Annotated in this window: 12 protein-coding genes and 1 tRNA gene; 11 read left to right on the top strand and 2 right to left on the bottom strand. The window is 71.5% G+C overall.

What is annotated here, in order from left to right:
• Positions 1-152 precede the first annotated feature (152 nt).
• Positions 153-665 carry a hypothetical protein gene (locus DEI89_RS10400; protein WP_110903980.1) on the top strand — a complete coding sequence of 171 codons (513 nt, stop codon included), beginning with the start codon at positions 153-155 and terminating at the stop codon, positions 663-665.
• Between the two features lie 66 nt (positions 666-731).
• Here DEI89_RS10400 and DEI89_RS10395 read toward each other — a convergent pair whose 3' ends face one another.
• Positions 732-1,019 (bottom strand): DUF4031 domain-containing protein, encoded by a 288-nt coding sequence (locus DEI89_RS10395; RefSeq protein WP_110903979.1) that lies wholly within the window; start codon positions 1,017-1,019, stop codon positions 732-734.
• Positions 1,020-1,195: 176 nt separating this feature from the next.
• Between DEI89_RS10395 and rplU the strand changes: the two genes are divergently transcribed.
• The 10 genes from rplU (at position 1,196) to DEI89_RS10345 (ending at position 8,747) form a co-directional block, all read left to right on the top strand.
• Positions 1,196-1,504: a 50S ribosomal protein L21 gene (gene rplU / locus DEI89_RS10390; protein WP_110903978.1), complete on the top strand. Its 309-nt coding sequence runs from the start codon at positions 1,196-1,198 to the stop codon at positions 1,502-1,504.
• A gap of 15 nt (positions 1,505-1,519) precedes the next feature.
• Positions 1,520-1,771: a 50S ribosomal protein L27 gene (gene rpmA, locus DEI89_RS10385; RefSeq protein ID WP_110903977.1), complete on the top strand. Its 252-nt coding sequence runs from the start codon at positions 1,520-1,522 to the stop codon at positions 1,769-1,771.
• Between the two features lie 85 nt (positions 1,772-1,856).
• A complete protein-coding gene (gene obgE, locus DEI89_RS10380; protein WP_110903976.1) occupies positions 1,857-3,404 on the top strand; it encodes a GTPase ObgE in 1,548 nt (515 codons plus the stop codon).
• Positions 3,405-3,409: 5 nt separating this feature from the next.
• Positions 3,410-4,210, top strand: a complete 801-nt coding sequence (proB, locus tag DEI89_RS10375; protein ID WP_110904032.1) for a glutamate 5-kinase — start codon at positions 3,410-3,412, stop codon at positions 4,208-4,210.
• Positions 4,211-4,278: 68 nt separating this feature from the next.
• Positions 4,279-5,559, top strand: coding sequence for a glutamate-5-semialdehyde dehydrogenase (locus DEI89_RS10370; RefSeq protein ID WP_110903975.1), 1,281 nt, complete (start codon positions 4,279-4,281; stop codon positions 5,557-5,559).
• 41 nt (positions 5,560-5,600) lie between these two features.
• A complete protein-coding gene (locus tag DEI89_RS10365) occupies positions 5,601-5,801 on the top strand; it encodes a hypothetical protein (protein ID WP_110903974.1) in 201 nt (66 codons plus the stop codon).
• An 11-nt stretch (positions 5,802-5,812) separates the two neighbouring features.
• Positions 5,813-6,412, top strand: coding sequence for a nicotinate-nucleotide adenylyltransferase (gene nadD / locus DEI89_RS10360; RefSeq protein ID WP_110903973.1), 600 nt, complete (start codon positions 5,813-5,815; stop codon positions 6,410-6,412).
• Positions 6,409-8,040 carry a hypothetical protein gene (locus DEI89_RS10355; RefSeq protein ID WP_110903972.1) on the top strand — a complete coding sequence of 544 codons (1,632 nt, stop codon included), beginning with the start codon at positions 6,409-6,411 and terminating at the stop codon, positions 8,038-8,040. Before nadD ends, DEI89_RS10355 begins: the two co-directional genes overlap by 4 nt.
• A gap of 108 nt (positions 8,041-8,148) precedes the next feature.
• The gene (gene rsfS, locus DEI89_RS10350; protein WP_110903971.1) at positions 8,149-8,541 is read left to right on the top strand and encodes a ribosome silencing factor; all 393 of its coding nucleotides are present in this window, start codon (positions 8,149-8,151) and stop codon (positions 8,539-8,541) included.
• 130 nt (positions 8,542-8,671) lie between these two features.
• Positions 8,672-8,747 (top strand) — tRNA-Ala (locus DEI89_RS10345).
• A 270-nt stretch (positions 8,748-9,017) separates the two neighbouring features.
• Here DEI89_RS10345 and DEI89_RS10340 read toward each other — a convergent pair.
• Positions 9,018-12,431 carry an SdrD B-like domain-containing protein gene (locus DEI89_RS10340; RefSeq protein ID WP_181421591.1) on the bottom strand — a complete coding sequence of 1,138 codons (3,414 nt, stop codon included), beginning with the start codon at positions 12,429-12,431 and terminating at the stop codon, positions 9,018-9,020.
• Positions 12,432-12,546: the final 115 nt, after the last annotated feature.

Raw genomic sequence — 12,546 nt, 5'->3', positions numbered from 1 at the left:
CGGTACCGGGTCATGACCAGCCCCGGACGGGCTGGGGAGCCGTACCACCGCCGGGGGCACCCCCGTCGGCGGTGCCCTCGCTGGATCCGGCAGGTCCTGGTCGGGCCGGTTCGGGTGCTGGTTCTGCTCGGGCTGGGTCTGGTCGGGCCGGCGTGCCCGTCGCCACGTCCGTCCTCGCGCCCGAGGTCTCCATCGTCGCCACGACGGGCGCGGCCATCACCGTGGTCAGCGTCGTCCTGGTCGAGTTCCTGGCGGGCCTGATCGGGCTGCTCGGCACGAGTACGATCGTCGGCCCCTTCCGGAGCCACGGTGGGACGAGCCTGATCGAGGCCTTCGTGCAGAACGTCTTCGTCGCGCGTTCCCCGTTCGCACTCGCGGCCTTCCTGGCGCTGGCTTTCCTGGTGCCGGTGGTGCCGCGTGCCCCGCTGCCCGCCGTGCTCCTGCGGACCGTCCTGGCGGGTGCTGCGGGCACCGTGGCACTCGCCCTGGTCGGCATCGTCACCGGAGCCCACGACGCACTCCAGCAGGGGAGCGTGGGGCAGGGGCTCGGGCGTCTGCTCGTCGACGTCGTCACCACGCCGCTGCAACTCGGGCTGCCGATGACCCTGATGCTGCTCGGGTCGGCGACGGCCGCGTGGCTGTGGCTCGGTCGGCATCCGCGCTGACGTCCCGCGACACGCCCGTGGGAGCCCTCCCGGTGACGGATCCGGCCGACGTTCCCGGTGCCGCGGTCAGCCCTGGTCGCGCGCCGTCTTCCGCTTGTCGCGCTGCGGCACACGCAGCCCGCTGGCGATGAGGCGCAGCACCAGCTCGCGCCCGGTCACCGGGGCGGCCCCGGAGGCCACGAGTTCGGCGTACCGGTCCTGCGGCACGTCGTAGTGGTCGTGGTCGAACGCGCGCCGTGGGACCCCCGCCCGGTCGGCGAAGGCATGCAGCTCGTCGTAGGATGAGTCACTGACCAGGTGTGACCAGAGCGTGTCGTGTGCGGGCCAGGCCGGGGGATCGATCAACACGGTCATCCCCCCATGGTACGTGTGTCGGCGTTTGACCCGCCTGGTCGGATCGAGTATTCTCGATCCCTGGTGTCAGCGGGCCGTTCTGCCTGCGTCGCCGATCGTCCCGGGGCAACCCAGGGCGCTCGCGCAGAAGTGGGCACCCGAGACTTCCCTCAAGCAGAGTTACGTAAGGATTCCACGTGGTTTACGCAGTAGTGCGCGCCGGCGGCCGTCAGGAGAAGGTCGAGGTCGGCTCGATCATCACCATCGACCGCATCAAGGCCGACGACAATGGCAACATCGACCTCGCGCCGGTGCTCCTCGTGGACGGGGACAAGATCACCTCCGCCGCGTCCGAGCTCGCGAACGTGACGGTCACCGCCGAGGTCCTGGCCGACCTCCGCGGCCCGAAGGTCGTCATCCAGAAGTTCAAGAACAAGACCGGTTACAAGAAGCGCCAGGGCTTCCGCGCGGATCTCACGCGCGTCAAGGTCACCAAGATCGCATAAGGCGGGAGCAGAGACATGGCACACAAGAAGGGTGCGAGTTCCACTCGCAACGGTCGCGACTCGAACGCACAGCGCCTCGGCGTGAAGCGCTTCGGTGGCGAGGTCGTCAACGCCGGTGAGATCATCATCCGCCAGCGCGGCACGCACTTCCACCCGGGCGCCAACGTCGGCCGCGGTGGCGACGACACGCTGTTCGCCCTCTCGGCCGGTGCGGTCGAGTTCGGCACCAAGGGTGGCCGCAAGGTCATCAACATCGTCAACGCGTAGTCGCTGACGATCAGCTTCAGCGGGAGGGGCGGGCCGTGTGCCTGCCCCTCTTCTGCATTTCCCGAACACCTACAGGAGTGACCCCATGGCGACGTTTGTCGACCGCGTGACGCTGCACCTCACGGCAGGCAACGGCGGCAACGGCTGCGTGTCCGTCCGTCGCGAGAAGTTCAAGCCCCTCGCGGGCCCCGACGGCGGCAACGGCGGTGACGGCGGCGACATCGTCCTCGTCTCCGACCCGCAGGTCACCACCCTGCTCGGGTACCACCGCTCACCGCACCGCTCCAGCCGCAACGGTCAGCCCGGCATGGGCGACCACCGCAGCGGGGTCAGCGGTGACACGCTCGAGCTCCCCGTCCCCGTCGGTACGGTCGTGTACGACGAGAACGGCGACGTGCTCGCGGACCTCACCGAGCCGGGCATCCGCGTGGTCGTCGGTCCCGGCGGCCAGGGTGGCCTCGGCAACGCCGCGCTCGCCACCACCAAGCGCAAGGCCCCCGGCTTCGCGCTCCTCGGCACCGACGGGTGGAGCGGCGACGTCAGCCTCGAGCTGAAGACCATCGCGGACATCGCCCTGGTCGGGTACCCGAGCGCCGGCAAGTCGTCGCTGATCGCCGCGATCTCGGCTGCCAAGCCGAAGATCGCCGACTACCCGTTCACGACGCTGACCCCGAACCTCGGCGTCGTCGAGTCGGGCAGCACGCGCTTCACCGTCGCCGACGTCCCGGGTCTGATCGAGGGCGCGTCCGAGGGCAAGGGGCTCGGCCTCGAGTTCCTCCGTCACGTGGAGCGCTGCGAAGCCCTGCTGCACGTGATCGACTGCGCCACGCTCGACGCCGGCCGTGACCCGATCAGCGACCTCGACGTGATCCTCCGCGAACTCGAGCAGTACCCGGTCCCCGAGGGGCAGGTCCCGCTGCTCGATCGCCCGCAGCTCATCGCGCTCAACAAGATCGACGTGCCCGACGCCGCGGAACTCGCGGCGTTCGTGACCGCCGAGTTCGAGTCCCGCGGCTACCGCGTGTTCCCGATCTCCACCGCGTCGCACAAGGGCCTGCGTGAGCTCACCTTCGCCCTGGCCGACGTCGTCGAGCAGGCCCGTGCCGAGCGGGCCGCCGAGCCCGAGGTCGAGCGCATCGTGCTCCGTCCGAAGGCCGTCAACGAGAAGCCGTTCACGGTGCGTGCCGAGGGCGGCGAGGAGCACCGCTTCTACCGGGTCCGTGGTGCGAAGCCGGAGCGCTGGGTGCAGCAGACCGACTTCACCAACGAAGAGGCGATCGGCTACCTGGCCGACCGGCTCGCCAAGCTCGGGGTCGAGGACGGCCTGTTCAAGGCCGGAGCCGACGCCGGGTCCACCGTGGTCATCGGTGGCGACGGCGGCATGATCTTCGACTGGGAGCCGACCCTGACCTCCACCGCGGAGCTCATCACCAGCGCTCGCGGGACGGACTCCCGGCTCGACCTCAACGCCCGACCGACGCGCAACGAGCGTCGTTCGGACTACTTCGAGCGAATGGACGGCAAGGCCGCCGCACGTGCCGAGCTCGAGCAGGAGCGGATCGCCGGTCTGTGGGCGGACGACGACGACGCCGAGTCCGACCCGGTCGAGCCGACGACGTCCGAGCGCGACTGAGCGCCGTGGTCGGACCGAACACCGTCGCGGAGCGCGCGGACATCCCGCGCGCCCGACGGATCGTGGTCAAGGTCGGCTCGTCCTCGGTCAGCGGGGACAACGCGTCGCAGATCGGCCCGCTCGTCGACGCCCTGGTCGGCGCGTACCGTCGTGGGACCGAGGTCGTCCTGGTGTCATCCGGCGCCATCGCCACCGGCTTCCCGTTCCTGGGGCTCGAGGGACGGCCGGAGGACCTCGCCACGCAGCAGGCCGCCGCCGCTACCGGGCAGGCGGTGCTGGTCTTCCGGTACCAGAAGGAACTCGACCGGCACGGGGTCACGGCGGCGCAGGTCCTGCTCACCGCGGGTGACCTGCAGAACCCGACGCACCGGGTGAACGCGCGGCGGGCGATGAACCGGCTGCTCGAACTCCGGGTGCTGCCGATCGTCAACGAGAACGACACGGTCGCCACCCACGAGATCCGGTTCGGTGACAACGACCGGCTCGCCGCGCTCGTCGCCCGGCAGGTCGAGGCGGACGCCCTGGTGCTGCTGTCCGACGTCGAAGCCCTGTACACGAAGCCGCCGGAGCAGCCCGGTGCCACCCGCATCGACGAGGTCCCGTTCGGCGACGAGCTCGCGGGGGTGACCTTCGGCTCGATCGGTGCTGCCGGGGTCGGTACCGGGGGAGCCGGCACGAAGGTCGCGGCCGCCCGCCTCGCGGCCGAGGCCGGCACGTCCGTGCTCGTCACGGCGACGGCCCTCGTCGACCGTGCGCTCGGTGGGGAGCACGTCGGTACCTGGTTCCGGGCCGCACCACGCGCCTGACCGGGGCTGCCCGTCGGACGGGAGGCACGCCTCCCGTCACAGAGGCGCCGCCGACTTAGAATCGGGTCATGTCCCTCACCGCTCCCGCGCAGGCCCAGGCGGGTACGCCGCTCGTCGACACGCTGACGGCTGCCCGCGCGGCCGCGACGGTGCTGGCGACCACGACGACGGCCGTCAAGGACGCCGCCCTGCGGGCGATCGCCCTCGGGCTGCGCGCCGGGACGGCGGAGATCGTCACCGCGAACCACGAAGACCTGATCGCGGGTCAGGACGGTGGACTGACGTCGGGCCTGCTGGACCGACTGCGTCTCGACGTCGACCGCGTGGACGCTCTGGCCGACGCGGTCGAGCACGTGGTGGGGCTGACCGACCCGGTGGGGGAGCACGTCCGCGGCTCGGTCCTGCCGAACGGGCTGCAGCTCGCGCAGGTGCGGGTGCCGTTCGGGGTGGTCGGCGCCATCTACGAGGCACGTCCGAACGTCACCGTCGACATCGCCGCCCTGGCGCTGAAGTCGGGCAACGCCGTGGTCCTCCGCGGCGGGTCGGCGGCGCTCCGCACCAACGCCGTGCTCGTGCGGCGGATCCAGGACGCGATCGCCTCGGTCGGGCTGCCGCGCGAGCTCGTGCAGACGATCGACCCGCTCGGACGCGCCGGAGCGACCGGTCTCATGCGAGCCCGCGGCCTGGTCGACGTGCTCATCCCGCGCGGCAGCGCCTCCCTCATCCAGACCGTCGTCACCGAGTCGCAGGTGCCCGTCATCGAGACCGGCGCCGGGGTCGTGCACGTCTTCCTGGACGAGTCGGCACCGGTCGACCGTGCCGTGGACATCGTCCTCAACAGCAAGGCGCAGCGGCCGAGCGTCTGCAACGCCCTGGAGACGCTGCTCGTGCACGAGCGGGCGGCCGAGCGGCTCCTGCCGGTGTTGGCCGACCGCCTCCGGGCCGCCGGCGTGACCCTGCGGGGCGACGACGCCACCCGGACCATCGTCCCCGGGGTGCTGCGTGCGACCGAGGCCGACTGGGCCACCGAGTCTATGGACCTCGATCTCTCGATCCGTGTCGTGCCCGACGTCGACGCGGCGATGGCGCACATCGCGCAGTGGTCCACACACCACACCGAGTCGATCGTCACGAACGACGTCGACACGGCCGAGCACTTCCTGGCGGGCGTCGACTCGGCGGTCGTGATGGTGAACGCGTCGACGCGGTTCACGGACGGCGGGGAGTTCGGGTTCGGCGCCGAGGTCGGGATCTCCACGCAGAAGCTGCACGCGCGGGGCCCGATGGGGCTGCCTGAACTCACGAGCACCAAGTGGCTCGTGCGCGGGCAAGGACACATCCGCGGCTAGGATGGTCTGGAGTCTTCCTCGATCGATCGGAGCACTGCCAGATGTCACTCCTCGCTGAAGCCGCAGAACATGCGGCCGGCGTCCCCGCGATCGTCTTCCCGATCGTCGCGGCCTGCGTCTTCACCCTCCTCGGCTTCGTCACGTGGAGCTTCCGCGACGTCGCCTACCGCCACTCGCACAAGTTCCAGGCCACCCGGCAGCACGAGACCGGTGTGGACGAGTTCGGCCACTCCAAGATCTGATCCGCCACCCGATGCTCGAGAGCACGGGTCGGCCGCGCATCGGGGTGATGGGCGGGACGTTCGACCCGATCCACCACGGTCACCTCGTGGCGGCGTCCGAGGTCGCGAAGCACTTCGACCTGGACGAGGTCGTGTTCGTCCCCACCGGCCAGCCGTACATGAAGTCCGAGGTCACCGACGCCGAGCACCGGTACCTGATGACCGTGATCGCGACCGCCTCGAACCCGATGTTCACGGTCAGCCGCGTGGACATCGACCGGCCCGGCCCGACCTACACCGTCGACACCCTCCGCGACCTGCACGAGCAGCGGCCCGACGCCCAGCTCGTCTTCATCTCCGGGGCGGACGCCGTCCAGCAGATCGTCGACTGGAAGGACCACGACGGGCTCTGGGACCTCGCACACTTCGTCGCCGTGACACGACCGGGACACCAGCTGAGCATCACCGGACTCCCAGAACGGGACGTTAGTGTGCTCGAGGTCCCCGCGCTGGCGATCTCCTCGACCGACTGCCGTGACCGGGTGCGGAGCGGGTCCCCCGTCTGGTACCTCGTGCCCGACGGCGTCGTCCAGTACATCTCGAAGCACCATCTGTATCGGAGCGTTGCATGAGTCCGTCCGACGCGCAGCCGCCGCTGTCGCGGCGCCAGATGCGTGAGCGCGAGCGCGCCGCCTCTGGCGGTGCCCAGCCCGCGACGCCGCCGCCGACCGTCGCCGCCCCCGCCACACCGGAGGCCCGTCGTCGCCCCGGTTCGCACGTCGCCCCCGGTTCGGCCACGGCCAACCAGGCGGCACCGCGATCCGCGGGAGCCGCCACCGGCGTGTCCGACGTGCCCCCGGCCTCCGCGACCGAGATCGTCCCCGGCACCGGCGGGATGTCCCGCCGACAGCTGCGGCTGCTGCGTGAGGCGCAGCAGCAGGGTGGCCGTCCCGTACCGCTGCAGAACCCGACCCCGCAGTCGTCCGACCGCACCGTGCAGGACGTCCTCGGCACGCTGACGGGCCCCTCGTCCGTACCCGCACCGGATGCCCAGGTGCCGCCGTTGTCGACCCCGGTCGAAGCCGCTGCCGCCGGCATCGGGGCGCAGTCCTCGCCGCTCGTGCCCCTCGGGTTCGACGCGCCGACCGACGAGCGGTCGACTGACGCCACTGACGCCACTGACGCCACTGACGCCACTGACCCCACTGACGACACTGACGCCGGGGCTGGAGCCGGGGCCGGGCTCGGCGCTGGGGCCGGGCTCGGGGCGACGGAGGTCGCCGACGCTGACGCCGACGCCGACGCTGTTCAGGTCGATGGCGGGTCCGACGACGACGCCGTGCAGAGCCGGGCCGCCGAGGACGACGAGTCCTCGCACTGGCAGGACCCCAACCCGGAGCTCACGCACCTGGAACCCGCCGCTGTCGAGCAGGCCACCGCCGCTGACGGTTCGCCGGACGCCATCGAGCCCCTGGAAGAGGCGGCTGCGCACGGCGAGGAACCCCGCCAGCACCGCACGACCTGGGCGCCGCACGACGCCGACCCCGACGCGATCATGGCCGCGACCGACGACGTCGCCGCGCCCGCCAGCGAGCTGCCCGCCGCGGCTCCCGGCGTGTTCCCGCTCGACCTGGACGACGACGACACGAACGAGGTCCCGGTCGTCGTGCCGGCAGATGCGCCCGTCTCGGGACCGACATCCGCAGCGCAGCCGGGATCGACCCCGCGTCCGACATCCTCGGATGCGCCGCGCGAGCCGAAGCCCGTCACCACGGCGTTCCAGCCTCCGGCCGGCCACTGGTCGACCTTCGCCCACGACTCGAACGACGCCGAGGTGCACGACGAGGAGACCGGCACGCGCCGTGTCGCCGAGTCGCACACGAACGCCCTCATCCTGCCGAACTCGGCGCTGGCCGACCCCACCGGTGCGCTCAACGCCACCGGCGAGGTCATCCTCACCGGTTCGATCGACCTGCCCTCATCGCTGTCCTCGACCGGGTCGCACCGGCCGATCGACGGCGCAGAGGTCGACCGCCTCCTCGAGCAGCACGACGAGCAGCCGGACACGGACGCCAGTCCGGTCCGCGCGAGCCGTGCCGTGTCGAGCCACACGTCGACCCGCCAGGTCGTGCTCGCCGCCGCCAAGCCGAAGGACTCCAAGACGCCGGTCGTGCTGGCCGTCGCCGCGAGTGCCGTCGGTGTCGTCGCTGCCGGTGTCATCGTCGTCGCACTCGTCGCGACGAACTTCTTCGGCTCCTGAGCGAGCCTCGAACTCCGTGGGCATGGCCCGCGTCAGCGGTCTGACCTATGATCGTGACCCACATGAACATCCGGACGCACGCGTCGGGATGACCACCGGAAGGAATCCGTGACCGCCTCCGCTCGCGCACTCGAACTGACGCAGATCGCCGCTCAAGCGGCCGACTCCAAGCAGGCCGAGGACATCGTCGCCCTCGACGTCACCCGACCACTCCAGCTCACCGACGTCTTCCTGCTCGCCACCGGCCGCAACGAGCGCAACGTGCTCGCCATCGCCGATGAGATCGAAGACCGCCTGCTCCAGGTCGGTGCCAAGCCGCTTCGTCGTGAAGGCCGGAGCGAAGGCCGCTGGGCTCTGATCGACTTCGGGGACATCGTCGTGCACGTGTTCCACGAGGAAGAGCGCCAGTACTACTCCCTCGAGCGCCTCTGGTCGGACTGCCCGGTCATCCCGCTCGAGCTGCCGGCCAATCAGTCGCAGGGTGCCGAACAGTCGGCCTGACGCGGGTCTCAGCGCGACGCGCCCGGGTGGCGGTGACGATTTCGTCACCCGGTGTTCGCGTGGTGTACGCTGTACTGGTGCCTCCGGGGAACCGGGGGAACAGAAACCGGCCTTCGGGTCGTTTCGTTCTGGGTCTGTGGCGCAGCTGGTAGCGCACCTGCATGGCATGCAGGGGGTCAGGGGTTCGAGTCCCCTCAGATCCACCAGAAGCAAGGACACCACGAAGAAGCCCCGCCGCTCATGGAGCAGCGGGGCTTCTTCGTGTCGGGGCTTCTTCGTGTCGGGGCTTCTTCGTGTCTGGGCTTTGCGTGCCTGTGCTCGCGTGCCTGTGCTTGCCTGTTCGGGCATGCGGTCCGCGTGCTATCGGAGCCGGAGCCGGAGCCGGAGCCGGAGGCGGGCAGCCGGTCGCCGTCCGACTCGGTGCGTCCCGTTACCGGGCTGGCAACGAGACGCACCGAGTGATCCGCTGGTGACCGTCAGACGCGGCGCCGTGCGCGGGCGAGGGCTCGGAGTCCGAGACCGGCCATCAGCAGGAGGAACGCGCTGATGGCGGCCGCAGCGGTCCCTGTTGCTCCGGTGAAGGCGAGGGCGTGCCCGGGTGACCCGTCCGGATGCGCAGTCGCGTCAGCGTGGTCGTCCGGCCCGCTGCCCGTCGACCCGCTGCTCCCGGGCCCGCCGTCTCCGGACCCACCGTCTCCGGGACCGCCGCTCCCGGGACCGCCGCCACCGGCGCCGTCGCCCGGCTCGGGAGACGATGACGGCAGGACGCCGGCATCGATGCGGTCGTTCCGTTCGACGCCCTCGAGCGCCCCGTCTGGGCCCGTCCGCCGGGTGATCGTGATCGGTGCTGTCCGTCCGTCCGCCGCGACGTCGGAGTCGCGGGCGTCGTCGTCACCGACCGAGGGCATCGTGAACGTGCGATCCGGCACCGGTGCGACGGAGACGACGTAGTCGCCAGGGCGCAGGTCGTCCACGCCGTAGTGCCCCTCCCGGTCCGTTCGGGCGACCCGATCGACCTCTCGCCCCCGGTCGTCGGTGCCGTGCAACCGCACCGGGACGTCCGGGATCCCGGGCTCACCCGGGTCCTGTACGCCGTTGCCGTCCGAGTCCGTCCAGACCAGGTCACCCACGGCGCCCGACATGACCCGGACGGTTGCGGGGTTCGACCGGACCGGCAGCGCGAGGTCGGCGGAGCGGACCCCGAAGCGGTTCGTGTACCGGTCACCGTCCCGCTGCCCGTGGGTCGCGATGGACACACGGTGGGACACGGTCTCCCCGGGAGCGATCCCGTTCGGGTCGTCGATCCGGATGGCAGTGACGTCGGCGAGGGTGTCCGGACACCCGGCGCTGCCGAACGCGGTCTCCGCGCACCACGTCGTCGAGCCGCCGGGCTGGTTCGACTCGTCCGCGGGGTCGAGCGACACCGCCTCCGGGTCGGCGGCGGTGTAGACGACGGACTCCGCCGGGCCGGCATCGACGGGACGGGCCAGTTCGACTGCGCCGTGGAACGACGATCCGTCGCCGGCGTGCGGGAGGACGTCGACGAGCTGTACGTCGCGGACGGGATCCGTGTCGGTGTTCGTCGTGTCCAGCGACCACACCAGGTCGTCTCCCGTGACGACGACGGGGGCTTCCGCCCGCTTCTCGACGCGCAGGCCACCACTCGTCACGACCTGGACGGCCCGCGCGGCGGACCGGTACTCGGACGGAGACCGGTCCGTCGGAGCCGAGACCTCGACCCGGTTCTCCAGCGGCCCTGCCGGAGCATCCCGTGCGACGACGGCGGTGTAGGTGATCGGCGCGATGCGGGTGTTCGGCGTCACGTCGTCGATCGCCCAGGTCAGTCGCTGGTGCTCGGTGCCGTCGTCGTCGTCCCGGACCGTGTCGACCGCCGGCTCGACGGACGCGCTGCCCGGGCTGTACGCCATGTGTGCCGGGAGGACGTCACGGACCGTCACCAGTCGTGGTCGCCCCGTCGTGTTCCCGTTCGTGAGCGACGGCGTGAGGACGTAGTCCACGGCGTTGCCGGGCACCACGGGAACCGGTGTGTCCGTGTCGCCCGCCGTGGCGGTCGAGGAGCTGGCACGCGCCACGGTCTTCCCGATCCGGGCCAGGTCCTCGGTGACGAGCACGCTGTCGGACAACCCTCCGGCGCCGAGTTCGGGGTCGGAGCGGGTGTCGTGCACCCAGTCGGGGTGACGGTCGCTGAAGCGCACGTGCCCGAAGTCGTAGGCACGCGTCCCGTCGGCGACCTCGCGGACCGAGACGAACGAGGACAGCGCGGCAGTGGTGCCACCGACGACGTCACCGCGGGCACGGACGGCGCCGACGGCGTCGATCCCGCCCGGCACCTCCGCCGGGTCCGTGAACCAGGGACCGCGATCGTCGTCACAGGTGGCCCGGCGCTGCCCGTCCTCCGGACCGTCCATGTCGTACGCGGCGTACTCGACCCGCGCCTCGCGCAGCCCGCTGGTCCGGGCCGACGTCCCCTGCACCCGCGTCAGACGCTGCGTGTGCCGGTCGAACGTGTCGCACAGCACGGTGTTCCGGAACGTGTCGAGTCCGGGGTTCGAGGCGCTCACGTCGCTGCGGAGCACCGACCCGGGCGTGCTCCACGGATCACCCCGACGCGCCGAACCGTCGCCGGTCCGACCGCTGTCGTCCAGCACCCTGAGGAGACGCTTCCCCGCGGTCCCGACGGCGTCCGCCACGATGTTCCGTGTCGCTCGGTTGTCCGCCACGGGTTCGGCGTCCCCTGGGAAGTTCGGTGCCCCTGACGCCGCGTGCGCCACGACGTCGCGGAACGTGTTCACCGATCCGAGACTCGTGCCGGCGGGTGGGTTCGGCACCCAGAACGAGATGTAGCCCGAGACCACGAACCCGGGGGTGTTGCCGACGACGGGGCCGCCGAAGGCGTTCTGCGTCGGCATGCGTGACGCGTCGGTGACGGTCCCGGTGATCGTCACGGAGACGTCCTGACCGGCACCGGACTGCTCGCACGTGAACCGGCCGGAGTCGGCGACCGCCCGGGGGCCACCACCGCTCCCCGCCGGCAGTGAGGCGAACCGGGACGAGACGGACGGGTCGTTCGGACCGCACGGCGGAGCGTCCCCGTTCCAGAGCACCGCGCCGGACGGCAGGTCACCGCGCAGCTGCGAGACGTCGTCCGTGAACGTCATCCGCCCGTCACCTGGAGCGAACCCGAGCAGGCCCTGCCCGGGGACGACCGGCTGCCAGTCGACGGCGATCGGGAACACGAGTTGGAAGCCGCGTGTGCCGTCGGGTCCGGTGACGTCCGGGCGCAGCACGGAGCCGACGACCCGCTTGCTCAGGTTGTAGCGGGCCGCCGCCGAGACGGTGAGCCGCGGCGCGGTCGCCGAGACCGGTGCGTCCGCGTCGTCAGCGGTGGCGGTCCCCGTCACGATGACGGCGTCGCCGTCGTCGAGCCCGGCGGAGACGTCGAGGACGACGGGCACCGCGACCACCTGGCCTTCCGCCACGTCCCCGAGGACGCAGGTGAGGTCGCGGCCGTCGATGCCCGAGCCGGACGCCGAACAGCCTTCGGGCAGAGCCGCCCACGACGTCCCGGTCGGCGCGGTGACGGTGAAGCGTTGGCGATGGCCGACACCGCCGTTCGCGTTCACGGTCACCCGGTACGTGACCGAGTCGAGGGTGCGGACGACACCGTTCGTCGGCCCGCTGTCGCCGCCGGGTCGGTCATCGGGGCTGAACGGCCCCGCGCCGTCCGCCAGGACGTCGATCGCCAGCCCGACCTGCGGACGCCCGGCCGGACCCGGGGGAGCGGCGGTCGCTGGTGCGACCGTTCCGATCGCGATGCTGAGCACGGCCGTCGACGCGACGGCGATGCGTGTGGTGATGCGGTGACGCATGAGGATCCTCCGATGGTCAGCCGTCCCTGTTCCCCGTCCCCGTCCGGGCGGTGGAGGTGGTGACGGCGCAGGGAACGTAACCGGACGGCACCCCGGGCACCCAGTACTCGGTATT

Origin of the sequence: Curtobacterium sp. MCBD17_030, from assembly GCF_003224255.1 — a bacterium.
In the GTDB taxonomy this organism is placed as follows: domain Bacteria; phylum Actinomycetota; class Actinomycetes; order Actinomycetales; family Microbacteriaceae; genus Curtobacterium.
This window is presented reverse-complemented; position numbering and strand designations above follow the sequence as displayed.